Raw genomic sequence first — 22,628 nt, forward strand, 5'->3', positions numbered from 1 at the left:
TTTAAAATGTAAAGCTAAATTAAGAAGCTTTATATTCGTCCTATGGGGGTTTAATTTAAAGTTAAGGTATTTTCTAACAAATCTCGATATTCAAAATCATCTCTTAGTATTATTTTCCGCAATAAAAGCGACGGCTCGTTTTTATTGGGGGGTATCTCTAGTCAAAATGTAGATTTCTACGATGGTGTTGATGAACTCAAACACAACGCTGCAGTAGTAACATGGGGAGAACCGATGGCGGTAATAACCCTTGGACTGTCCAAAGCAGAGTTAAGGAAATTTACGCGACAATTCTTAGTTGGAAACGCAGGCGAACCTCGCTAAACAAAATCTGACTGATTTAGTGCTAATAATCAGTCAGTGAATCTTTGATTATCTAACTGATTATTAGGTATTTTATGGTAAATCAATTATGTTGAATGCAAATAGCCCAAGAAACAGGAGAGGTACCGCAAAGGGCGCACAGACCTCGTTAATTGGATACCTTATTTAACATAACGTACATAATGCGCACTGAGATGTGGGGTTTTGCTAAGGTTATCAACAACTTGATTTTTGGTGAAAAATGGCAAATCTGGCTTTCTAACATTTTGTATTCGTTCCAAAAAAAACGATGAATCACACCATAAATTAGTATTAACCGCTTGTTTCTTGGTCTGAATGCCGTCTTACTCAGTTTGGTAATACGCAAAATTGTGTTGTTGATGACGTGTTTTTCATCGCCAATAACAATTGTTCTGAAACTATCAAATGTCAGTACCTATCAAAATGGACAGATAATTATTTCATTATTAGAAGGAAGATCACATGCTCACCCCCAATTTTCGTCAGCTAGTTCACCAACAATTTATGGATCTGTACCAGGCTGCAGCGTTTTTCCATGTTCAACCCATCACAGTAAAGCGTTGGATCACGGGTCACACAGTGGTCAACCCGATGGCTGAGAAACTGCTCAATATTAAGGCTCGTGGCTATTTGCCTCTCGATATTCGCTGGGAAGGTTTTCGGGTTCATGAAGAGCGCGCCACGTTGCTCACGCCCGATCGACGCGAGTTCAGTCCAAAAGAGCTAGAGAATTTTGCTTTGTGGCGCGATGAACACCGTCAACTGGTGAAGCTGTATGGCCGATTAAAGGATCCGTGCCCTACGCCACCGGTGCCCAATTTGCCGCCGTTTCGGGGCGGCCGACGTGTTGAGCCTAAGCCCTGGGTGCCGGAGAAGTTTAAGTAAGCAATGAACGCTTACAACTTAAGAAGTTCACTTGTTAAACCGCTACATTGAGGCTAAGATGACCCATATAAAGACCTATTTAGAGACCGATTTTATGACTACTCGTATTTTGGCCGATGTAGCGGCCAGCATCACCGAATTAAAGGCTAACCCAATGAAAGTGGCCACCAGTGCTCATGGTGAGCCTGTTGCTGTGCTTAACCGAAATGAACCGGCCTTTTACTGTGTACCGGCACAAGCGTATGAGATGATGATGGACAGACTTGAAGATCTTGAGCTGCTTGCTCTAGCAAAAGAGCGCGAATCTGAAGAGAGTATCTCGGTAAATATCGATGACCTATAAACTCAATTTTAAAAAGAGTGCGCTCAAAGAATGGAAGAAGCTTGGCGCGACTTTACAGCAACAGTTTAAGAAAAAACTGTCTGAGCGGCTAGAAAACCCTCATGTGCCCGCTTCCAGGCTGACTGGTGGTGAGAGCCTGTATAAGATAAAGCTGCGTCAGTCTGGCTACCGTTTAGTGTATAAAGTGGAAGACGATGTCATCATTGTTACTGTACTAGCGGTCGGAAAGCGCGAACGCAGTGATGTTTACCGTCAAGCGATGAAACGTCTTGAAGATTTGTGAACAGGCATATAAAACGCCGCTGAGCGACGTTTGAAAGCTATGGTTTTATTTTTATAAGTTGTAATAATGCCATGTATCTTGGTTTTCTTTGGGCAACATTGAGACTTCCAAGTGTTTGAGTATGTTGTACTTTCTTACCAATGGCTCCATTTTTTCGTTACCATAGATACTAAGGCAATTATACCAAAGTAGCAGTAATTCGTATCTCGATAATTGGGCGCGCAGTAAGTTCGCATAAACGGTTTTATCTTCTAAGAAATCCGCTCGTTCAATTAACTTCAGTAAATTATATAATGTTCTGAAATACTGCCCTAATTCATCTCCATACTTCAAGTAAAATGCATCGTACTCAGTTTCTATACCTTCTAAACTTTTGCTGCTTTGTTTAAAAGCCTTTACCCTTTGAGTCATTCTACTTCCATGAGGTGTGGTCCACGCGCTAAGGTAGTTATCTGTAAATAATTCATACAACTTCTTAATTGCATCACGACCATGATAATTGCGATCATTAGGATTCTTTACGGTAATGTCGTTCCTACAGTTCTCTAAGACATCTAACATCTTGAAAAAGGTATTTTCAAAACGCTGCACTTTTAGCGTTGCATTCTGGGCTTTCATTTCCTCTTTCTGACCACTAAGCTCTTCGCGCGTTAAGTTTAACTCTTGTCTTTGTAAAGCTAACTCGTCTCGTTGCATCACGATTGTAATTATGAGCCCAGCAAATGCTAGGCCTGAAAACAATGATGTCAACATACCAAAGCTATCTCCAAAAACGCCTGAGCTGTTGATTGAAAGTTCGCTAATTGGCCAGGTTAATGCAATCAAGGCTGTAGCATATAGCAAAACAGCGGCTATAACACCGCCAATCAATAAAACGGTTAAAGTTTTTATACTCATTAAAACACCCTAACAGCTTGAACTAGAATCATAATATGAATTGAGAAAAAACATCCCCTTTTAGTAAACGCCATACACCCTCATTAAATTTTGGTTATTAGAGCTCGTATTTCTTATAGTACGCTCTAAAGGTTGTGATTTTTTCTGACAATTCAGCTGATAGATCTTGTGTCTTTAAGTATTCTTCAAGAGCTTCTAGGTTTGGTGCGCGTTCAAATGAAGAAACTCCAACGATATCTTTTAGCCTACCCTTACAGCTCAAAACAATATCCTCAACCATATCCCAAGCATGTATATTTACATACTGCTTCTTTAGTAACTCAAGTTTTTCGTTTGATAATTTATTGGATTTTATCAATTGGCACAAATCATCAAACAGGTCATGATTCATTGAAAATGCATCATTTTCTTCTCGTGTAATACGACTTCCGTCAGACCAACGATTTCCTTTGGTCATCGCTTGCAAGCTTGAAACTGCTAATGGGGTTGCAACTGATCTTAGTTGTTCAATCGATGCGTTCGCTTCCTGAACAACAGATTTTAACTCGGCCTCAAAGCCGGCCCCCTTAAACCTTGTAAATTTATCTAGATTCGCAAATGCTAAAAATATGGCACTTGCAGCTACAGCTATTCCCATTTCTACACTTTGACCGCTTAGACCAAAAAGAAAAACGGAAACTATTAATAATCCGAATCCGCACAAATCTAATAATTTATTCATATCAAATTCCACGTAAGAGCTCTAACGTCATATAAAAAGTGTGATTAACACGTAAAAATGTCACGCGTTGCGAATAACTCTTAAACAGTTGTTATGCGTCTTTAAAGTTTGCCTTGTTTTGTACCTGCAGCTCCGCAACAGGCTTAGCTCTTCGATACAGCGCAAGCAACATTTTAAGTTGAACTAGCTCATCGCCTTTGGACAGTTGATGTAGAGCTTTAACTTGTTTTGGAGATAACTTGAATGTTCCATGTAGGTCTATAACCGACTCTTTAACAAAAGCGATTTCGTCTCTCAATTGCTTTGCTTCCAAATCTTTGATCTTTAGCTGAGTTAATTTTCGTTTTTGATATTGAGAATAAATGACATGATATGTACTTGCTGCACTTGTAATTGCACCAGCAAGAGCACTAACGATGATGCCAATATCTTTGGCTACCTCTGTCAAAAGTGTAAGTTCGATATAGCCTGGTGAAGCATATTGAATACGTTTCACCACAGGTTGATCCTCATGTCTAACAAACTTTCCAACGATGCTGAAAAAGCCAACGACGCTTCCGCCACCAAGCCAAGGCATCCGCTCAAATTCTAGGTTGGAAAACTTTTCTTCATCAATTGCTCGCAATGCGTGGAAAAAGCCATAAAGTTGCTGATACTCCTTAGTAAGAATTGTGAAGTCTTCTAATTTCCAACGTTCATCCAACAATATTGTTGATTGACCTTTATTCATAAGTTACCTCTGGACGCATAACGCCCACTAAGTTGTAAGTGACGCTGCTATCTTACTCACACATTTTACTGTAATCGCAAAACCAATTGAGACCGAGAGCGGCGAGCGTTGCGAATCAGTTTGAATTGTTTGTTATAGGTAATCTTGCACCTTCGCTATCGAATTGCATTGCCAAATTAAACACCTTTTTAACCTCGTGATAAATTGGTAAATAGAAATATTTTTCATTCATGAGGACGAGGCACTCATTCTCTATATCTAGAAGCTTAAAGATGTGGTTTGTCGGTGCATCAGCTTCTTCGTGGCTACCAATGATTGCCGTTGGGTAAAACGTACCTGCCATGTGACTCAAAAGATAATCATCTAGCCGTTCATCAAAATGCTCCCAAGCATTTCTTAGATCTCGATTATAGAGCGGCGATTGCTCTGTTTGTTCGAATGCAGACCTCAATTTACTTGCTCTCGCACCACGCAATTCGATTTGATTTGCGATTATTTTCTTTTTATTTGGAGTTGGCCAGAAGTATCTAGATAGCGCGGCGGCATGACCCACAGCTTCCTGTACTAAAGCTACCAAGTAGCTAGGTGGTATATCTTCGTTCTTAAGGTTTGCGTAACGTTCGAACACTTCGATACAACGTCCAGACGAGTAGGCAATAGAGTGAATGTAAAACGCTTCTTGAGGAAACTGAATGCCTCCGCAATCATCAACGACAATTCGAGCTCTACGCTCTTTTTCTTCATTATCAATCTTCATAGTTTCTTAAGCTTTATACGCCCTGTTAAGGTGAGCAACGCAATACCAAAACCGCCGCATACCACCTTAATCACTAAAACCAACACATGGTGAAAATGCCATGCGTTGCGAATCACTCTTAAACAGATTGTTAACACTACAGTAGCGCAGTTAGCCCAGCGATAAACGGTGTAAAGACTGTAATATGCGCAGATACGTTTTGCATGAAATCTTTGTATGCGTCAGAAAAAGTACCTGTTTCATGGCTAGTTGCCAGCATATTTACATTTTCCGTCAACATCTGGGCAGTTGTTTCATCAAGACCACTACCTTTGACACTCTCAAGCATTTCAGCAAAGATTGCAGGTTCGTTATATTGAGAGTGGGTAGTAGCTTGTGCAGTTGCACCGCTTGAATGAATGTTAATCGCAGAACCACTTACACCTGACAGGTTTATTGTTGGACTTACTTCTTTCACAATTTCGATCCCATTTTCTTTTTTATATAAATCACTTTCTTTGAGCATTTGAAGAGTAACCTTTACCGCTGATAATGAGCGCTCCTGATTGCGAAACAGTTCGATCATCTGATTTACTGACCAAAGGTTCTCTCCATACTTGTCACAAACACTTTTTGCTACATCAGGAACATTTGCGTCGTATGCACCATAAACCCAAGTACCCTCAAATTTATCAATGATTGACGTCAATGTAGGAAAGTCCGCATAGCTTCCATTCGTATCTCCGATAGTCCAAGCCATAAACTGAGCCATATCTCGACCATCAGCATAGACCGCCTCTACTAAATGACGCTCGTTAAATGGAATTCGACAAATGAACCTAAAGTCCTCTTTATTCTTCAGGTGGCTCCAATAATCAATATTCTTGGAAAATGCCTCTCCAATTGATAGCAACCTATGCATCAACGCTTCTACTTCAATTAAATCTTTTCTTACTTCCACAAAACTACCTTATTTGTAGCATTAACGCTTATTAGCATGCACAATGCCGCCTAACATGCGCCTAGTCTAAACCGAACGCCTTTCCGATAGAACTTTAACTCACTGAATTATTTGCAAGTTATGATTTAGGTCATGAATTCGAGTGCATAATGCGACGCGTAGCACGTCAAACACTAAAAAACCGCCCTGTTGAGCGGTTTTGTTTAGCGTCTGAGGCGGGTTTTGCGTCGTTTTCGAGTGGTTGCTTTGACGACTCTTCCACCTCTTAGCGTGTAGCCTTTCTTGAGCTGGCCGTTGGCCTTGCGGCCTTTGCACTTACAGCATCGTTTAGCCATGTTTGTCCTCCAGTTGCCGGATGCGTTGTTCCTGGTCTTGCTGCACTTTCTTAATCCAGTTGATGTCGGTTTTGAGTGCGGCGATGGTGCCTGCGCTCGAGACCAGGCCGGTGATTAAGGAAATGAGCAATGCTTCGAATAGTCCCATCATTTGCCCTTAAATTTGAATGCGAAGAACTCTAATAGGTAGCGAACCATGGCTCGCATGCCGAGGGTATCGATGACCACGGCGCCGACGACATACCAGTACGGTTCGGGGATGTTCTGCAGCGCCTGGAAGCCTTGTTCGACGTATGGGGCGTATTCAGGAATAAAGGAAAGGATCAAGGGAATGAAGACGACTAACAGGATAAATTCGTCTTTGTAGCCCCGCTCTCGGATGCTGACTTCATCCAGGCTACTGGCCTGCTCTTCCCCTTGTTGGAGTCTGCGTACCCTCGCCTGGTGTTTCTCCTGATCGAGCTCGTCTTTGCGCTTTAAAGCCTCCGCTTTGTTGCGGTTATACTGCCTATAGGTTTCGAGTCCGCCTCAATAAACGTTTTCTATCGTTGTGCCACGGTCGACTCTAGATAGTAATTGAAGTCTGGTTATCACATCGGTTAGTCTGAACAGACTATCTGGCTTGGTGCCAGAAGACTTAAAGGAAATATCTATGTGCATAGTCATAAGATGCCGCAGTAACCGCTGCCCACCACTTTCATAAAATATCTGGATATTCAGTTTCTTTAAGGCGCATCGCAATGCGTCACGATATTTTATTGGAGTTAAAAAATGACTATCGATACTCTTATTGCCTTTGCAGGCATCGTTTTTCTGTTGGCCATCATACCGGGGCCTAACGCACTTCTGATTTTGTACACCTCACTCGCTACCGGGAAGCGAACAGCCTTTGCGAACATAGTCGGTATAAGCGTGGGCTTTTTGATCCATGCTTTCATCTCTGCTCAAGGACTAAGTCTTCTACTCTCTCAGTCAGCTCTGGCTTTCGCCATATTCAAGTGGTTAGGTGTGGGTTATCTACTTTGGCTTGGTGTGAGTAATGTCAGAAAAGGTTTGGCGCAGTCTCAAATTGCGTTCGACCCTACTCAAAATACGACAGGCTCATCATTACTTAGTAGCTTTACCAAAGGACTGCTGACAAATCTACTCAATCCAAAGATTGTGTTGTTCTATTTGTCTATCTTTCCTCAATTCATTTCGCAGCAACATATCCTGGAGCAAAGCATGATGCTGGGTCTTATCCAGGCTTTGGTCGTAGCGAGCTGGTTCTTCGTGGTAATACTAATGGCCACAAAGCTTAAAGCTATGCTCACTACACCCAAGATAGCCAAATGGCTCAACTATATCAGCGGTGGTCTGTTTGTTAGTTTTAGCGTGAGTCTAGCAAGCTCAAGGTTGTGATGGATTCTACAGGTCGCATGAGACCGTTTTTCTGCAATAAAAAGCCGAACTGGAGTTCGGCTTTTCCGTTAGAGGGACTCATAAACGTCATTGGCCACAAAAGGGACCTGTATCTGTTCTTGTATTAGAAGTAATTCTTTAGGTTCGATTCCGTGTGGTATTTCACCATTGAACTCATGTAAGCCAACGTAGTCGTTGAAAAACGTCTGGATATCTTGCGACTGCTGAGAAACAGACTGTTTCAATGCTCTGACCTGCTCGTCAATACATTGGTTATAGGCGTACTGCGCCAAGTAACTGAGCGCGACTCTTTGCTCATTCTTCGGCAAATTAGATAGCCATTCTGACTGTGGGAAGACGTCACTGCCTGATTTGGCTAACTCGAAACAATGCTCTTTCTTTGCCAACAAGGCTCTGTAGGGCTCGGTTAAACTCGGAGAGGCACAACCCGCCAAAAAAACGAACGATAAACTACAAAGCAGCTTCACTGACGCACTTCCAAAATTTCTGTTCTTCGCCATAGGTAAATAACTCTTCCTGTTTTGCTAGGTTGTAGACTTGTTTTCTTAAGACGGGATTGAGCGACGCCATCGCATTACCAAATTCATCCCAATGATACTCGTAGATATCCTGAGCTTTTTGAACAACACCGCCCCCTTTTGTTCGAAATATTTCAAGGATGGGACTGGTGACCATCACACTAGCTAGATAGTTGGCTAAATCAACTTTATTAATGTTACCCGCTGAAGTCTGCTTACCCTCACCAGTTGCTTCTCCTGCGTCTTTTAATGATACGTCAAGTTTTGGTGGGGGCGTTTTTATACTCATGGTTTCTGAGTGCGCTTTAGCTTCTACAAGTGCCGAACTCAACTCAGCGAATAAATCACGTTCGTTCATTGCAATGTCCCTCAAATGGAAACTCTTAACAAGTACGTTATAAACTCAACCATTTGGCTAACTTAGCTTTCGCGTCCTGGTGACTTAAAACATTCCCTTCTTTGATTGCTCGCTCACCGCGAGCAATCCCTTCAAGTATTAAAAGTCTTTTTTCGTCCTCTTGTCGTTTGAGTTGGTCGTGAGTTTGGTTTGATTGATTTTTGTCGTTCATCGCTACGCTAGAGAGAGGTTAAGTGTCCAGTTAGCGAAAATACCTCGAATTTATCGTTTTACACCCACTTTTATCTAAGTAGGCAAGATAAAACCTAAGCGTGGTCATATTTAGGTTGGTCTAGAGGTCATAAATGGGCGTTACAGTGTAGCGTAATCAGACGACCTGACGTTAATTAGTGACAGCGTCACATGTTAAGTAGATAAAATTAGCAAATAGATTCAGAAGGTTAGAAAGAACGGCCTGCAAAGGTGATATAGCGTAGCAGTAAGGACACTGCTACGTTACATTGTCACTACTTAAGGGCTTGTTTCACTGGATCTAGCTGCCAATCATTGTACGCATATGAGCGTGCGCTAGCCATGTATCTAAGGTTTAAGTTGCGGTTAGTGAGCAGAATCTCTACGAACAGGTCATTCTCACTACGGTTGATAGGCTTAAACTGTAGGGTTTCACCATGACAAGTACGAGAAAACTCAAGTGGCGTGCCGTTTGCCAGGATACTTACACTCTCTTTATCTACGAAATACTCGCTACTACCACACTCAACCCCTTCAAGGCTCATAGAGAGCTGTTTACTCGTAGATACGGCCAACGTTGGCAATGGGATAGATTGAGCAATAACGTCCTGTTGATTTGCTGTTGCTGGTAACGCAGCAAAGAGAAATAACGAAGCTGAAAGGCAGCGTTTAAACCATGGATTCATGTTGCTTTCCTGTAATTCACTATGCCTCAAGACTAACAGAGACGTGACAAATTGTAATCAAGTGATGCGCTTACTGTGATGTGTTTTCAGCACTTTTTCAGGGCCAATCGTATCTTTCGCGTCTTGAAGGAGATTCCGTGATTAAAGTTCTTACCGCTTGCTGAGTTCATTGGAGTAACTGTTACACCGCAACCCCTCAGAATAATGCACTGGCTGACAGTAAGCACTTGCATACAGCGCTTACATTTCTGAAAGTTTATTACAAACTGGTTTTCAGCCCAGATCTCAACAGTCAAAAACACTACTCTAAGTTATTGAAATGTCGACATTATGGTTGGGGTGAACTGAGTTACTAGAAACTTTCAATCAACTTACAGAATTGAGTTTAAGGGTGTCACTTTTACTATTGTGATTTTGGGGTTTTAGAGAAATGTATTAGTGGAAGAAGCAATCTAGTTATAGTGCGTTAATTTCTTGAGGTATAAAAAAAGAGCAGTTCCCTGCTCTCTTTCGTTCTGATTCTATGTTCACTGTGATTATTGCTTAGCGGCTTTCTCACGGATTTGTTCAGCGACGACTTTGATCGCTTGTGCGGTACTCATACCCTCTGCCATCAGCTTCTGAATTTCTTCTACTGCTTTTTGTTGTTGTTCGTGTGTCAGTGGTGGCAAATCGTCAAACATAAAAAAGGCTCCTAATAATTTAGGAGCCGACTATATTACGAAATCTTGCTAAAGGCTAGTCACCTACCCCATGCAATTTGTTAGTAGCTAGTTAGGAAGTTAATGTAGCCACCCATCGAGTTCTCATTGGTATAGCTCGCACCGATATCTAACTGGAATAGATTAAGTGGCGACAAACCAATACCGGCTGTAATCGTGTCATCGAGGTTGTCATAAGCCAGGTTACGATTCCAACCAGCACGCAGTTTAAGCTGACGCATAATATCGATTTCACCACCAACACGAAGCATCTGTGTGTTGTCGTTGAAGTTGGTGTAACGCTCTTCTTCGTTCAGGTCGTAGTCTACGCTGATAGTTGCGTAGTCAGCGACTAAACCAACGCCGACAGTATAAAGTGGGCGCATTTGGTATGAGTAATTGATATCAGGCTTACCACTTACTGAAGATGGGATAGTAAGAGTTTCAATATCTCTCGATACTAAGTTGGTTGCGGAAAAACCAGCACGTATTGGACCATAGAACCATAAGAAACCGGCGTCCATGTTAAACATAGTTTCGCCAGTACCATTGTCTCTTACGTCTTTAATATCGTAGTTTGTAAAGCTTGCTTCATAAACATAAGTGTAAATGCGTTGAAGTTTGGGCGTGATACCAAACGAAATATGTTGTCCCAAAAATGTTTGATATTTTGCGAGAGAAATACCTACTTCTGTTACGCCTACTGATACCGCATTAACGGTACTGTTTTGAGCGTTCTCGAGAATTCGTAAGCTATTGTCACCGTTAGTACTATCGGTAGCGATCTGTGGAGTAGCGTAAGATTCCGTATAAGCTTTGCCGAAAACATTGGCTGCAATATAGCGGTTAGGAATGGCAAATGCGACTACACCGCCAAGCTCCAGTTTTGCGATATCTCCATCTAACGCCTGCAACGTAGCGTCGAGTTCGTTTATATCGATGCTGTTAATGTCATTTGAAGCGGCTGTGATCAAATCTGAAGCCTTTTCCAAATCATCCACCATCATATGTTCATCGCTGTACGATAAACCGAAGCTTGGGGTGATCATGCCGACATCGTCGTTACGACGATAGATTGCTGTGAGTGCTGGGTTGTAAAAAGGAGCGGTAAGGAAATTTGCAGAGACAACGCCAACGCCACCCATGGCATCTCCTCGGGCTTCAATCGCGTAGTTGGCAGCTGAAGCCGAAGCTGATGCTAGCGCAATAGACAACGACAAAAGTGTTAGTTGTTTTTTCATATCGGTATAAACTTTTTCTATTCCATGTGTTTATAGCGACATATTGTCTATTAACTTTAGTTATTCCTCTACTGAAACATCATAGGTTTTGCTAATTATTTGTGCTTGTTCAACAATTATTGGCCCTTGCCAGCGTTGATGATTGATTGCGACAGCTAAAACATAACGTCCAGGTTCAATACCGATATTGCCTAGCGCGGTTGGATAATCTGAATCGTAGGTCTGGCCCCACACTTTTACGTAGTTGCCATCGACATAGTCATACACTGAAGTATCGAGTTTAGGTAGCGGGCAATGTGGATTCAGCAGAGCGTTACGCTCAACTTTCCACTGTGCTTTTGCGTTCCAACGTACCGAGATTTGTGCCTTGGGCTCTCCCAAGACTAACCAAGAACTCCATGAGGTCTGATCTGCCGCAGTTACATCGATACGGTACAGCCCCATTTTAACGCGGCTATTCAGGTTATAGCGTTTACTATAAATCTTGATGCCTTGTTCATTGTCTTGTGGCGTACTGACACTAAAAGTGTTGTCCGTTGAAATGGTTTTTGATACCCAACGAGTCAAAGTGATGTCTTTGATATCTTTGCTTGATTCAACTTCGACAATCGCTCGATAGGCATCCCTTCCCGGGCTCTGAATCTCAGTGCGTCGGACGATGACATTGCTAAGCCATTGAGGCAGAGACTTGTTGTCGAGTGTCTTACCACAATCGGTTTCAAGAGACTGAAGTAAAAGCTCATTGAGGTGCGGCGTAATAGAACGATTTTTCTCTAACTGCCACGACTCAACGAGTGAAGTAAACATAGCAGGCAGATCATCGTTAAGCAGATGCTTGTGCGCCTGAGTTAGTGGTGAGTTGCTTTCAAACCATGGCACTTGTGCGGCTGAAAGCGGTGCGCTGATAAGTAGCGCACCTAGTAACAAGCTTGGTTTAACCATTAGGCCTTCATTTTGTATCCAACGCCACGCAGCGTTTCAATCTCTAGGCCTGGTAGCTTCTGACGTAACTGAAGTACATGGGTATCAACAGTACGCGTCGTTGGGAAATGGTTGTATCCCCACACGTGGTCAAGCAGTTCATCACGAGTAAATACACGGCCTAAGTTACTTGCCAAGAACAGCAGCAGATCGAACTCGGTACGTGTTAGCGTGATTGACTCTTCTTTGTAAAAGACTTCACGAGTTGCTTTGTCGATAACCAGGTGTTCAGTTGTTACTTTGCTATCATCAAACGCATCGCCTTCAGGTGCGCGTAGTTGCGCGCGAATACGTGCAAAAAGCTCAGCTTCGGCAAAAGGTTTGGTTAAATAGTCGTTAGCGCCTGCGTCTAAACCCATTACTTTATCTTTAACTGTGACGAGTGCAGTTAGCAAAATAACCGGTACGTCTTTCAGTTTCTTCCATTCAACAAGGTGTTCAACCGAATCACCATCCGGTAGCTGGCGATCGAGGATAACCAGATCCGCTTTGTCCCAGTACTGGGCAACATCAGCAATGGTTTCTGAGTGGAAACATTCGTATCCCGCTTGTTCAAGGCTGACTAGCAGGCCATCAGCTAAGTTTTTATCATCTTCAACGAGAAGCAGTGTCTGTTTCACAAGGTATCTCCAAAATAAACGTTGTTGGTGGACCAATTAGCGACATTTTGCCGCCCATTCTTCCTACCATAGATTCAACGATGGTTAAGCCTAATCCAAGGCCACTTTTACTAACAAACGGTTTTCTAAGTTGTCGCCAATCTTTCGCTGACAACTTGCCCTGGTCCATCACTTTAACCGTTATTTTCTGTTTTGCTGTTGTTACATCTACAACAACAGGCGCAACACCATACTTAACAGCATTGCGTATTAAGTTATCTATACAGGTTCCTAACCAATATACATTGAGTTTGGCCGCGACGTCTTGGTTTATGACAAACTTAACGTCACTGTTAAACTCTTCTTCGATTTTAAATTCTAACCACTCTTCTACAGATGGTACCCAGTCTGTGGCAAGAGGTTTGTTATCAGATTGCAAATAATCTTTACTTGCCTCTGCTAACTGGCGTAAACGCCTTGAATCTTCACATAAACGACGAAATTCGTCGTATACGGTTTCAGGTAGTTTCTCAAATTCACGGCGGAAACCTTCAACAGTAAGAGACAAACTCGCGATCGGTGTACGTAGTTCGTGAGTTAAGATCTGCAGAATCAACATTCTGCTCTTCATCTCTTGTCGCTTGGTGTTCCAGCGGTAAACGGACCAACCTAACACTAACAGTATGTTGGCTATAACCAGCACCACCATACTGATGCGTAAAATATCTGAGTGGTCTTCCACTTCCCAACATAAGTTACCACGTTGGACAAAACAACTGCCCGTTTCGTTCCTCAGATTAAAGGTTAAACCTGCAGTTTCGATATTTTTGCGCCATACGCTTTCCGGAAAGACCAGATAGTTATCGCTCTGTCTTAACCAAAGTTCGTTTCGTTCTACAAACATACTCGAACCCGATATTAGAGCAAGAACGGCGTCTTCATTCATTCGCTGCAGACGCCCGAGTAAGGTGGTGTCTGACGCAAGCTCTCTTTCCTGAATATGCATGTACTGCTGCAAATCTTCCAATTTGTCAGGATGTACCCCTACGTAACGGCTCGCGTAAGTACCACCGCCTGGGTGGATAAGCGCACTACGCGCAAACCACTTCTCACTCAGCTTATTGCCTTTACACATAGCCCTGGTGAAAACCAGCGGTTCAGTAATTAATGGGCTGAGAGGAAGTTTGCCCGTACAATTCTGGGCAAGGCTATAGAGGCGTTGAACATCTCGCAATGGGTAAGCCGAAGTCTGAGGCAACATAGATTCGGGAGTTAATAAACGCGTCGGGTAGTCTGATTGTAAGCTACGAATATCATAAGATACGGTCGCCTGCGCCTGATCAAAAAGATCGACAAACCTGTCTATGCGCTCTGGCAGTGATTCGGCATAAACACTTGCCGACTGAAGGGCTAAGCCCACTATCGCTGCTTTTAGTATCGTCTTAATCAATGCAAAAATTCATTAAATCAGTAGGTTAGATTTAGAGTAAAACATTATGACAAAAATATAAAATCCAAATGTAATATCAATGTCAGGAATGTTACCCATAAAACAACAAAAGCCAGCATAAGGCTGGCTTTTGATTAGTAGTGATAAAGTTTATAGAGCTTTCGAGATTGCGTCTACACTCTCTTTCGCGTCACCAAACAACATCTGGGTGTTCTCTTTGAAGAAAAGTGGGTTCTGAACCCCAGCGTAACCGGTGTTCATAGAACGCTTGAATACAATAACGTTCTGCGCGTTCCACACTTCAAGAACTGGCATCCCAGCGATTGGGCTGTTTGGATCTTCAAGTGCTGCCGGGTTTACTGTGTCGTTCGCACCAATAACCAGTACGGTATCTGTCTCTGGGAAATCATCGTTGATTTCATCCATCTCAAGTACGATATCGTATGGTACTTTTGCTTCTGCTAGCAGTACGTTCATGTGGCCAGGCAGACGACCCGCAACCGGGTGGATACCGAAGCGTACTTCAACGCCCTGAGCACGTAGCTTCTCCGTAATTTCATGCACTGGGTACTGAGCCTGAGCTACTGCCATGCCGTATCCAGGAGTGATAATCACTGACTTAGAGTTTTTCAGCATCTCAGCAACTTCTTCTGCCGATGCTTCACGGTGCTCACCGTGCTCTTCGTCTGAAGAGATAACCACTTCCTGACCAAAGCCACCCGCAATTACGCTCACAAATGAACGGTTCATCGCTTTACACATGATGTAAGACAGGATCGCACCTGAAGAACCAACCAGTGCACCGGTTACGATCAGTAGATCGTTAGCTAGCATGAAACCAGCTGCCGCAGCTGCCCAACCTGAGTATGAGTTCAGCATTGAAACAACGACCGGCATGTCAGCACCACCGATTGACGCAACCAGATGGTAACCAAATGCAAATGCGATCAGAGTCATCACGATAAGTGCGAACATGCTGCCGTCAGCATTAACAAAGTGAATCATTAGCAGTGTAGAAACTACGATAGCTGCCAGATTCATTTTGTGTTTATGAGGCAAGTTAAGTGGCGAAGATGAAATGATGCCACGTAGCTTACCAAATGCAACGACTGAACCTGTGAAGGTCACAGCACCGATGAACACACCCAGGAACACCTCTACTAAGTGAATAACGTGTTCAGCGTGAGTTGCCGCTTCAGGCGCATCAATGTAGCTGTTGAAACCAACAAGTACCGCAGCCATACCTACAAAGCTGTGTAGGATAGCTACCAGTTCAGGCATTTCGGTCATTTCAACTTTCTTAGCGAAGTGAATACCGATACCACCACCGATTACCATCGCGATAATGATCCACACAAAGCCTTGCGACTCCGGACCAAAGATCGTTGCGATCAGTGCGATCGTCATACCAGCAATGCCGTAGTAGTTACCCGACCTTGCTGACTCTTGCTTAGACAATCCTGCTAAGCTCAAAATAAAGAATAATGCAGCAACAATATAAGCTGCTTGTACTAATCCTGCAGACATTCCCTGTTACTCCTTAATCTTTACGGAACATTTCAAGCATGCGCTTGGTTACGGTGAAACCACCGAAAATGTTGATACTGGCGATCAAGACCGCAATAAATGACAGGAAGGACACAACGCCGTTTCCTTGTCCGATTTGCAGTAAAGCACCAACTACGATAATGCCTGAAATAGCGTTAGTTACCGACATGAGTGGTGTGTGAAGTGCATGAGTAACGTTCCACACAACGTAGTAACCCACCACACACGCCAGTACAAATACCGTAAAGTGAGACAGGAAAGCGGCTGGAGCGACTGAAGCAATCCAGCCGAACGCGCCTACTGCTGCAACCAGACCAACGATCTTCTTAACAGGAGAAGTTGGCTCTTCAACTTTTGGCTCCCGCTTCGCTTGAGGTTGCGCTGGTTTTTGCTCTGGTTGAGCAGAAACTTGAATCGGTGGCGCAGGCCAAGTGACTTCGCCCTCTTTAACTACAGTTACACCGCGCAGAACAACATCTTCAAAATCGATATTGATGTTGCCATCTTTCTCTTTGCTCAACAGTTTAAGCAGGTTAACGATGTTAGTGGCGTAAAGTTGCGAAGACTGAGTAGGCAGACGACCAACCATGTCTGTATAACCAACGATCTTAACGCCGTTATCAGTGGTGATAACTTTATCTGCAACTGTGTATTCACAGTTACCGCCGTTAGCTGCTGCCAGATCGACAATCACACTACCCGCCTTCATGCTGTCGACCATCTCTTTGGTGATCAACTTGGGTGCAGGACGACCTGGGATAAGTGCAGTGGTGATGATGATATCTACATCTTTTGCTTGCTCAGCGTAAAGTTCAGCCGCTTTCTTATTGAATTCGTCTGACATCTCTTTCGCGTAGCCGTCACCTGAGCCTGAGTTTTCTTTGAAGTCTACTTCTAAGAACTCAGCACCCATTGACTGAACTTGCTCTTTCACTTCTGGACGAACATCGAACGCACGTACAATCGCACCAAGACTACCAGCAGCACCGATAGCAGCAAGACCTGCTACACCTGCCCCCGCAACAAGTACTTTAGCTGGTGGAACTTTACCTGCTGCCGTGATTTGACCTGTAAAGAAACGGCCAAATTCATGCGCAGCTTCAACCACTGCACGGTAACCAGCGATGTTTGCCATTGAAGAGAGTGCATCAAGAGCCTGTGCTCTTGAGATACGTGGCACCGCATCCATCGCCATTACGTTAATGTTTTTGCTTGAAAGCTTTTCCATTAACTCTGGGTTTTGCGCTGGCCAGATAAAACTGATCAGGCTTGCGCCGTCTTTAAGCAGAGCAATCTCATCATGCTCTTCATCAGACAAAGGAGCGTTAACCTTTAAGATAAGGTCTGACTCCCAAACTTGCTCGGTGGTAACAATTTTTGCGCCCGCAGCTTCAAAAGCCGCATCATCAAAACTCGCTAGTTCACCAGCCCCAGCCTCTACGTTAACTTCGAAGCCTAATTTTAATAACTGCTCGACCGATTTAGGCGATGCAGCCACTCGCGTTTCTCCGGCGAGTATTTCTTTTGGCACACCAATTTGCATTAGCTATTCCTTGACTATCAGCAACAATGATTGTTCTGTTTTTATCCAACGAATTTAGATACTTCAAGCATTTTGTAACAAAAACACAAAATATCATTACATATAACTTTTGGTAATGATAAACCCAACTGTTTAAATCATTCCGTAATATACCGATAACGCGGTGCGGAGAGGTCTAACCAGATCAGAAAAATCACTATGAAAACAATCGATTATATAACATCTAAATATGAAAAAGAGCCATCAGCATAACGACTAATGGCTCTTAAGATTATGATGTTTGTCAATTTGAGACAGGATCTTACTGGAAAATGTTGTCGCCCATTTGATCAATGAACATTTGCGCTTTTTTCAGCATAAATTCGTTAGCGTCACTCTCACTTGGTAATACGTCAGAGCGAATGAAGCGGTGTGTTTTTAATTCTTCACCGAACTGCTTGGTAATACGACCTGCGATACGATACTGACCGCCTTCTGACTGTGCCTCTTGGTAAATTAAATAACCTTTATATTCAATTGGCTCTACGACAACTTCTTGTTGTGCTTTCTGGCCCCCAAACAAGCGAGAAAAAAGTCCCACACATTACTCCTTGGTTATTACTTTGCTTTTTGTAGAAGTGGTTTTTCGAACCACTCTAACTCGATATCATCGTCAAATACCTGTTTGCTAAACACAACAGGCACTTCATCTTTCCTATTTTTGCGTCTGTCGTCAACGATCATCGTTTCTGCTGCCTCTACCGCGATCGCGGCGTAGCGTTTGAGTGTGACAAGGCGCTTTTCCGGCAGCGCTGACAAGAAGTCTATATCGTGGCGGATATAGACCGGTCTCAACTGACTCAGCGCGAGACAAGCTAAGTCTGCCAGCTGCTCATGGTCGAAATTCTCAATGTACTCAGGTTGAGCCAAAACTTGCCCTACCAGAGTTTCCATGTAGTTATGTACGTCGACACTAATCTGCATATAACTCAACTCCCTTTAGAGTTACCAATCCTAACGTTGATATCATCTTACACTATGGCATGTTGATTCAATCGCATTGGATAACCAAACACCAATTTTTGAACACAATTTATACACGCCTTAGGTTTTCATAGATAAGTTTAGTAAAAAGCTTGGAAATTCATCAAATAAAAGTATTCTTAACGAGTTAATAATCAACAATTGTTTCAACTCAGGCTAGGTTGCATGTCGTTTTCCATCGTCACTACAAATTGGTTCCGGATAGCGTTACCACTGCTACTGTTGACGTTTATTGCCTTTGGCATGGATAACGTTATCAGATTGACGCAGGCCAATATCGGCTTTGTGACCAAACTGCCTTTCGTGCTATTTGCTACTGCGATAGTACTAGCCAACCCATTTAAACAGAGTCGAATCGCAATGGCTGCAAGCGCCCTTGCCGTTACCTACTGGTTGATTCAAAACCGTCTTCAATCGCCTTTATCATCGGGCACCACCATTTTAGAACTGTCACTGTTAGCGGCTTTATTGCCGATCGCGCTAGTGTTGGTTTACAGCTATAAAGACAGCAACTTATTTTCACGTTCATTTGCCTTCTATCTGGCAAAGCTAGGGCTGTTCGTTTTGTGGTGCTATCTGATACTGGCACACTTTTACGACGGAGGTTTCGACAATATCAATGAGACTTTCCTCTTTGTCGTTCCCGCTGTGTCAAAATTACCATTTATATTAGTGATTTACTCGCTGGCAATGGTGCTTATTTTTGCCATTTGTGTACTAAGTCATAATCGAATTATCGATGTTGTGCTCTACGCAACGACTTTACTGGCATCGACCACGTTTGTCTTTTTCCATGTGCCTCACATTTCCAGCACTATGTTCTCGCTAGCTGGCATATTGTTGTTGGTCTACCTACTCTCTGCCAGCTACGAGCTGGCGTTTAAAGACACGTTAACCGATATTCCAGGTCGATTAGCCCTTGAGTCAGATCTTCGTCATCTGGGTAGACGCTACACCATCGCCATGCTCGACATTGACCATTTTAAATCGTTTAACGATACCTATGGTCATGATACGGGTGATGACGTACTTAAGCTGGTTGCCAGCCGTCTGCAACTGGTTGGTGGACGTGCCAAGGTTTATCGCTACGGCGGTGAAGAATTTACCGTGCTGTTTAAGGGCAAGTTAGCAGATGAAGCCCAAGATCACTTGGAGTTACTCAGGAGCTCTATTGAGTCCTACCAGATGACGCTACGAAATCAGGATGCACGCCCTAAAGACGACAAAGTAGGTTCTAAAAAGCGCGGCGGGAAAAAGAATCAGGATAGCGTTAACGTCACGATCAGTATTGGTGTCGCTGACAGCAGTGAATCAAACGACGTTTATACGGTAATGAAGAGTGCTGACTCGGCCTTGTATAAGGCGAAACAGTCTGGTCGTAACAAGGTCTGCATCGCCTAATCCGAGTTAGTCAGCCTGATTAAAGAACAGTACGATACTGCCCCCTTTAAGATTGCTGCCGTAATTGATATTAAGACCAATGCCGACATTGTCGATCAAATCCGATTCAAATGGAGGCGTCATTAACCAACCAATTGAGCCTTCATAATAATACGGCGTGCCTAGTGGCTGACTGGTATCCCCTCCAATATCAATCCGACGAAAACTCGAATAAATAGACTGTACTGAGCGACCCAGCTGGCTGACATTGTAATAGGCTTCGATACCATTAGCGGTATACCACCCTTCAGGATTACCCACCTGGCCGTAGTTAGCTTCACCCCAGCCGTGTCCGTAAAAGTAATGGAATGAAGAAGCGACATTCCAACTGCCCCACGATGTTGGCTCGTTGTACTTGAACTCAACATGTGGCTCGACCGATAGTGCCCATGCATCGGTGTTGAAAATTACGTTGTCGAGCGCTGGCTTAACGATCTCATTTGCAAATTCGCTGCGGTAATCATGATTATTGCGAAAATATTGCAAATGAACACCGACCCCCGGAGTCACTGTCCAGAAGTCGGTGAGCTGATATTTGTAGCGGTAGGCAGTAAATGCACCTAAGACAAACTCATGTTGGTAATCGTCAGTATCTTGTGGGCGAATCTCATAATCCTGCCGCGAACCTAATACAGAAAAGCGGGTAAAGATCTGGTGTTTATGAATCGCGTCTTCATCGCTCAAATCGATGGTATAAGGCAGAGCAGAGACCGCGATTTGTTGGCGTAACAACACAGACTCTTGCGAGCCGATATCTTCGTTATCGAGATTGAACCATTCGTTGGGATCAAAATCGTGAACACCAAAGGTAAAAACATCACTGTCGGTTAATACAATCGCCGCAGCAAATGCCTGCTCTAAATACGCCTGATAAGCTTGGCTGCCTTGCGCCAACGCCAAAGGAGAAACGGCGAGTAGCGGTAAGCTAATATAACGAGATGCACGAGAAAATGACATGTGGAATTGAACCAAAATACATCAATAACAAGAATAAGTTAACGTTAAATCGAAAAGCTGGCAATAGACAAAAATGACTACTCAGAGAACTTATATTGGTTACGACCAGAGACCTTAGCCTGATAGAGTTGCTTATCGACTAAGTCATAGAATTCATCGATACTTTCGCGACCACTTGGTACTTTACTGTAGACACCCTGTGACACCGTCACAAAATCAGATATGTCGCTATATAGGTGTGGGATACTTGCCTCAGCAAGTGAGTCCTGAATGCGCTGCGCATCTTTCAGAGCCTTGGTTTGATCAGTATGACCAAGGATAACGACAAACTCTTCTCCACCGTAGCGACCAACAACCTCACCGCTGCGCTCAAACAGCTTATTCAGAATATTGGCAATCGAGATAAGGCAACGATCCCCTTCAAGGTGACCATAGTTGTCGTTGTAGAGTTTAAAGCGATCGACATCAAGCAATATCAGACTCAGAGGCAGCTCGTGGCGTCCGTGCATAGTGATCATCTCTTGAAGCTTTTCGTCGATGCAACGTCGATTCTTAACTTTGGTCAGGCCATCTTCCTGAGCGAGTTTGGCTAACTCTTCGTTGGCTTTGGCTAACGCTGCTGTTTTTTGCTTTAACTCACGACGCATAAAAGCGATCCGCTGCATTGCGACCAGTTTGGAGTTGAGCACAATCTTGTCGACCGGCTTAACCAGATAGTCATCACCGCCCGCCTCTATCGCGTTAGCGACCATACTCGGTTCATCATGGCCGCTGAGGAAAATGATCGGAACCCAGTCAGGGTAAGTCTCACGAATTTTGCTCGACACTTCAAAGCCATTCATGTCTGGCATAGAGATGTCTAACAGAATCAACTCTGGTTCAAATTGAGGGTAGAGTTCTAACGCACGGCTTCCCGAATCAGCCATCTCAACCGTATGGCCTAGTTGTTTCAAACGTATAGCCAGTTGAATACGCTCCATCTGAACGTCATCAACCAACAAAATTTTCATCGAAGAACCGGTTATTTCCAATTTATCAGTATCCTAAACAGCGCATCTAATGCTAATTCGGCGATATTGCCTTCGCTTACTCAAAATTAAACAAAAACAATTAAGAAATCACATGCTTAAACAAAGCATACTCCACCTGAGGTTAATCATCCATTGAAGGTTGACTTTTAGCCCCAATTTTTTACGATAGCGCGGTTAATACATACATTTTAAGAGAAAACATACATGTCTGACGTTAATCAAACAGAACAGCCAAAAGTAGATTTAGCAGAAGTATCAGCAGAACTTCGTCAAGTAATTGAATTTGATGAGGTTCCAGAAGCGATGCACTACATGGTGACGTCAATCCATGAAGTATCTGAAGAAGCAGTACGTGAAGCTTGGAATGAGCTACCAAACAGCGCACAAAACGTGTTGGACAACTTTGAGCAGTTCCACGCACTGATTTCTGTAAGTCAGGCATTCGCTGGTATCAACGTGATGGAAGAGTTTCCAACATTGAAACTACCAGAAGACATGACCGACGAGCAAAAAGAAGAGTACCGTGCTTCCCTACTTGATCAGGTTCTTCACAACTGTGTGAAAGACATGGTTAAGCAAATTAAGAAAGCGCGTCGTGACCCAATTCTTAAACGCGACTTCACTGACGTATTCGCTAAGTAAGAAAATCAAAAACGCCGCTTT

26 protein-coding genes and 3 pseudogenes are annotated in these 22,628 nt (G+C 43.3%); 6 read left to right on the top strand and 23 right to left on the bottom strand.

Annotated elements, in window-relative coordinates:
• The first annotated feature begins 807 nt into the window (after positions 1 to 807).
• From RH46_RS13800 to RH46_RS13810, 3 genes are all read left to right on the top strand, one after another.
• On the top strand, positions 808 to 1,230 hold the full coding sequence (locus tag RH46_RS13800; RefSeq protein WP_006880102.1) for a phage protein: 423 nt from the start codon (positions 808 to 810) through the stop codon (positions 1,228 to 1,230).
• Between the two features lie 94 nt (positions 1,231 to 1,324).
• Positions 1,325 to 1,573, top strand: coding sequence for a type II toxin-antitoxin system Phd/YefM family antitoxin (locus RH46_RS13805; RefSeq protein WP_006880103.1), 249 nt, complete (start codon positions 1,325 to 1,327; stop codon positions 1,571 to 1,573).
• Positions 1,563 to 1,856, top strand: a complete 294-nt coding sequence (locus tag RH46_RS13810) for a type II toxin-antitoxin system RelE family toxin (protein WP_006880104.1) — start codon at positions 1,563 to 1,565, stop codon at positions 1,854 to 1,856. The genes RH46_RS13805 and RH46_RS13810 overlap by 11 nt, the downstream gene beginning before the upstream one ends.
• A gap of 51 nt (positions 1,857 to 1,907) precedes the next feature.
• Here RH46_RS13810 and RH46_RS13815 read toward each other — a convergent pair whose 3' ends face one another.
• The 7 genes and pseudogenes from RH46_RS13815 to RH46_RS22490 all read right to left on the bottom strand — a co-directional run.
• A complete protein-coding gene (locus tag RH46_RS13815; RefSeq protein ID WP_006880105.1) occupies positions 1,908 to 2,753 on the bottom strand; it encodes a putative phage abortive infection protein in 846 nt (281 codons plus the stop codon).
• Between the two features lie 97 nt (positions 2,754 to 2,850).
• Positions 2,851 to 3,474 carry a hypothetical protein gene (locus RH46_RS13820; protein WP_006880107.1) on the bottom strand — a complete coding sequence of 208 codons (624 nt, stop codon included), beginning with the start codon at positions 3,472 to 3,474 and terminating at the stop codon, positions 2,851 to 2,853.
• A gap of 91 nt (positions 3,475 to 3,565) precedes the next feature.
• A complete protein-coding gene (locus tag RH46_RS13825) occupies positions 3,566 to 4,204 on the bottom strand; it encodes a hypothetical protein (protein WP_006880108.1) in 639 nt (212 codons plus the stop codon).
• 115 nt (positions 4,205 to 4,319) lie between these two features.
• Entirely contained in the window at positions 4,320 to 4,961 is a 642-nt protein-coding gene (locus RH46_RS13830; protein ID WP_006880109.1) for a hypothetical protein, read from the bottom strand.
• 136 nt (positions 4,962 to 5,097) lie between these two features.
• Positions 5,098 to 5,901, bottom strand: a complete 804-nt coding sequence (locus RH46_RS13835) for a hypothetical protein (RefSeq protein ID WP_006880110.1) — start codon at positions 5,899 to 5,901, stop codon at positions 5,098 to 5,100.
• Between the two features lie 327 nt (positions 5,902 to 6,228).
• A complete protein-coding gene (locus RH46_RS22265; RefSeq protein WP_160162430.1) occupies positions 6,229 to 6,387 on the bottom strand; it encodes a hypothetical protein in 159 nt (52 codons plus the stop codon).
• A pseudogene (locus tag RH46_RS22490) lies at positions 6,384 to 6,764 on the bottom strand (hypothetical protein); the annotation flags it as partial. The gene RH46_RS22265 and the pseudogene RH46_RS22490, both read right to left, overlap by 4 nt.
• Before the next feature lie 243 nt (positions 6,765 to 7,007).
• Between RH46_RS22490 and RH46_RS13845 the strand changes: the two are divergent.
• A complete protein-coding gene (locus tag RH46_RS13845) occupies positions 7,008 to 7,637 on the top strand; it encodes a LysE family translocator (protein WP_006880115.1) in 630 nt (209 codons plus the stop codon).
• 68 nt (positions 7,638 to 7,705) lie between these two features.
• On the opposite strand, the gene RH46_RS13850 is transcribed toward RH46_RS13845, so the two are convergent.
• The 14 genes and pseudogenes from RH46_RS13850 to RH46_RS13900 all read right to left on the bottom strand — a co-directional run bounded on the left by RH46_RS13850 (position 7,706) and on the right by RH46_RS13900 (position 18,477).
• Positions 7,706 to 8,044 (bottom strand): hypothetical protein, encoded by a 339-nt coding sequence (locus tag RH46_RS13850; RefSeq protein WP_138922165.1) that lies wholly within the window; start codon positions 8,042 to 8,044, stop codon positions 7,706 to 7,708.
• Positions 8,045 to 8,108: 64 nt separating this feature from the next.
• Complete coding sequence (locus tag RH46_RS21645) at positions 8,109 to 8,465, bottom strand: hypothetical protein (RefSeq protein ID WP_241210058.1); 357 nt, start codon at positions 8,463 to 8,465, stop codon at positions 8,109 to 8,111.
• Positions 8,451 to 8,534, bottom strand: a pseudogene (locus tag RH46_RS22185) (transcriptional regulator); the annotation flags it as partial. The pseudogene RH46_RS22185 and the gene RH46_RS21645, both read right to left, overlap by 15 nt.
• A gap of 37 nt (positions 8,535 to 8,571) precedes the next feature.
• A pseudogene (locus tag RH46_RS22665) lies at positions 8,572 to 8,688 on the bottom strand (toxin-antitoxin system subunit antitoxin); the annotation flags it as partial.
• Between the two features lie 352 nt (positions 8,689 to 9,040).
• The gene (locus RH46_RS13860) at positions 9,041 to 9,451 is read right to left on the bottom strand and encodes a hypothetical protein (protein WP_006880119.1); all 411 of its coding nucleotides are present in this window, start codon (positions 9,449 to 9,451) and stop codon (positions 9,041 to 9,043) included.
• 536 nt (positions 9,452 to 9,987) lie between these two features.
• Positions 9,988 to 10,134 carry a YoaH family protein gene (locus RH46_RS21840; protein WP_006880120.1) on the bottom strand — a complete coding sequence of 49 codons (147 nt, stop codon included), beginning with the start codon at positions 10,132 to 10,134 and terminating at the stop codon, positions 9,988 to 9,990.
• Positions 10,135 to 10,214: 80 nt separating this feature from the next.
• Positions 10,215 to 11,393, bottom strand: coding sequence for a conjugal transfer protein TraF (locus RH46_RS13865; RefSeq protein WP_006880121.1), 1,179 nt, complete (start codon positions 11,391 to 11,393; stop codon positions 10,215 to 10,217).
• A gap of 60 nt (positions 11,394 to 11,453) precedes the next feature.
• The gene (locus tag RH46_RS13870; RefSeq protein WP_006880122.1) at positions 11,454 to 12,335 is read right to left on the bottom strand and encodes a DUF2861 family protein; all 882 of its coding nucleotides are present in this window, start codon (positions 12,333 to 12,335) and stop codon (positions 11,454 to 11,456) included.
• Complete coding sequence (gene vxrB, locus RH46_RS13875; RefSeq protein WP_006880123.1) at positions 12,335 to 12,994, bottom strand: response regulator transcription factor VxrB; 660 nt, start codon at positions 12,992 to 12,994, stop codon at positions 12,335 to 12,337. Before vxrB ends, RH46_RS13870 begins: the two co-directional genes overlap by 1 nt.
• Positions 12,969 to 14,423, bottom strand: coding sequence for a sensor histidine kinase VxrA (vxrA, locus tag RH46_RS13880; protein ID WP_040895906.1), 1,455 nt, complete (start codon positions 14,421 to 14,423; stop codon positions 12,969 to 12,971). The genes vxrB and vxrA overlap by 26 nt, the downstream gene beginning before the upstream one ends.
• A 150-nt stretch (positions 14,424 to 14,573) precedes the next feature.
• Positions 14,574 to 15,950 carry a Re/Si-specific NAD(P)(+) transhydrogenase subunit beta gene (pntB, locus tag RH46_RS13885; protein ID WP_006880125.1) on the bottom strand — a complete coding sequence of 459 codons (1,377 nt, stop codon included), beginning with the start codon at positions 15,948 to 15,950 and terminating at the stop codon, positions 14,574 to 14,576.
• A gap of 13 nt (positions 15,951 to 15,963) precedes the next feature.
• Positions 15,964 to 17,514, bottom strand: a complete 1,551-nt coding sequence (gene pntA / locus RH46_RS13890) for a Re/Si-specific NAD(P)(+) transhydrogenase subunit alpha (protein ID WP_006880126.1) — start codon at positions 17,512 to 17,514, stop codon at positions 15,964 to 15,966.
• Between the two features lie 301 nt (positions 17,515 to 17,815).
• The gene (locus tag RH46_RS13895) at positions 17,816 to 18,094 is read right to left on the bottom strand and encodes an HlyU family transcriptional regulator (protein ID WP_006880127.1); all 279 of its coding nucleotides are present in this window, start codon (positions 18,092 to 18,094) and stop codon (positions 17,816 to 17,818) included.
• Positions 18,095 to 18,111: 17 nt separating this feature from the next.
• Positions 18,112 to 18,477, bottom strand: a complete 366-nt coding sequence (locus tag RH46_RS13900) for a late competence development ComFB family protein (protein WP_006880128.1) — start codon at positions 18,475 to 18,477, stop codon at positions 18,112 to 18,114.
• Between the two features lie 225 nt (positions 18,478 to 18,702).
• Between RH46_RS13900 and RH46_RS13905 the strand changes: the two genes are divergently transcribed.
• Positions 18,703 to 19,938, top strand: a complete 1,236-nt coding sequence (locus RH46_RS13905; RefSeq protein ID WP_006880129.1) for a GGDEF domain-containing protein — start codon at positions 18,703 to 18,705, stop codon at positions 19,936 to 19,938.
• A gap of 6 nt (positions 19,939 to 19,944) precedes the next feature.
• Here RH46_RS13905 and RH46_RS13910 read toward each other — a convergent pair whose 3' ends face one another.
• On the bottom strand, positions 19,945 to 20,934 hold the full coding sequence (locus RH46_RS13910; protein ID WP_006880130.1) for a Solitary outer membrane autotransporter beta-barrel domain: 990 nt from the start codon (positions 20,932 to 20,934) through the stop codon (positions 19,945 to 19,947).
• A 77-nt stretch (positions 20,935 to 21,011) separates the two neighbouring features.
• Positions 21,012 to 21,944: a GGDEF domain-containing response regulator gene (locus tag RH46_RS13915; RefSeq protein ID WP_006880131.1), complete on the bottom strand. Its 933-nt coding sequence runs from the start codon at positions 21,942 to 21,944 to the stop codon at positions 21,012 to 21,014.
• Positions 21,945 to 22,169: 225 nt separating this feature from the next.
• Between RH46_RS13915 and RH46_RS13920 the strand changes: the two genes are divergently transcribed.
• Positions 22,170 to 22,607, top strand: coding sequence for a DUF3069 domain-containing protein (locus RH46_RS13920; protein ID WP_006880132.1), 438 nt, complete (start codon positions 22,170 to 22,172; stop codon positions 22,605 to 22,607).
• Positions 22,608 to 22,628: the final 21 nt, after the last annotated feature.

The sequence above is a fragment of the Vibrio brasiliensis LMG 20546 genome (assembly GCF_000189255.1).
Lineage (GTDB): Bacteria > Pseudomonadota > Gammaproteobacteria > Enterobacterales > Vibrionaceae > Vibrio > Vibrio brasiliensis.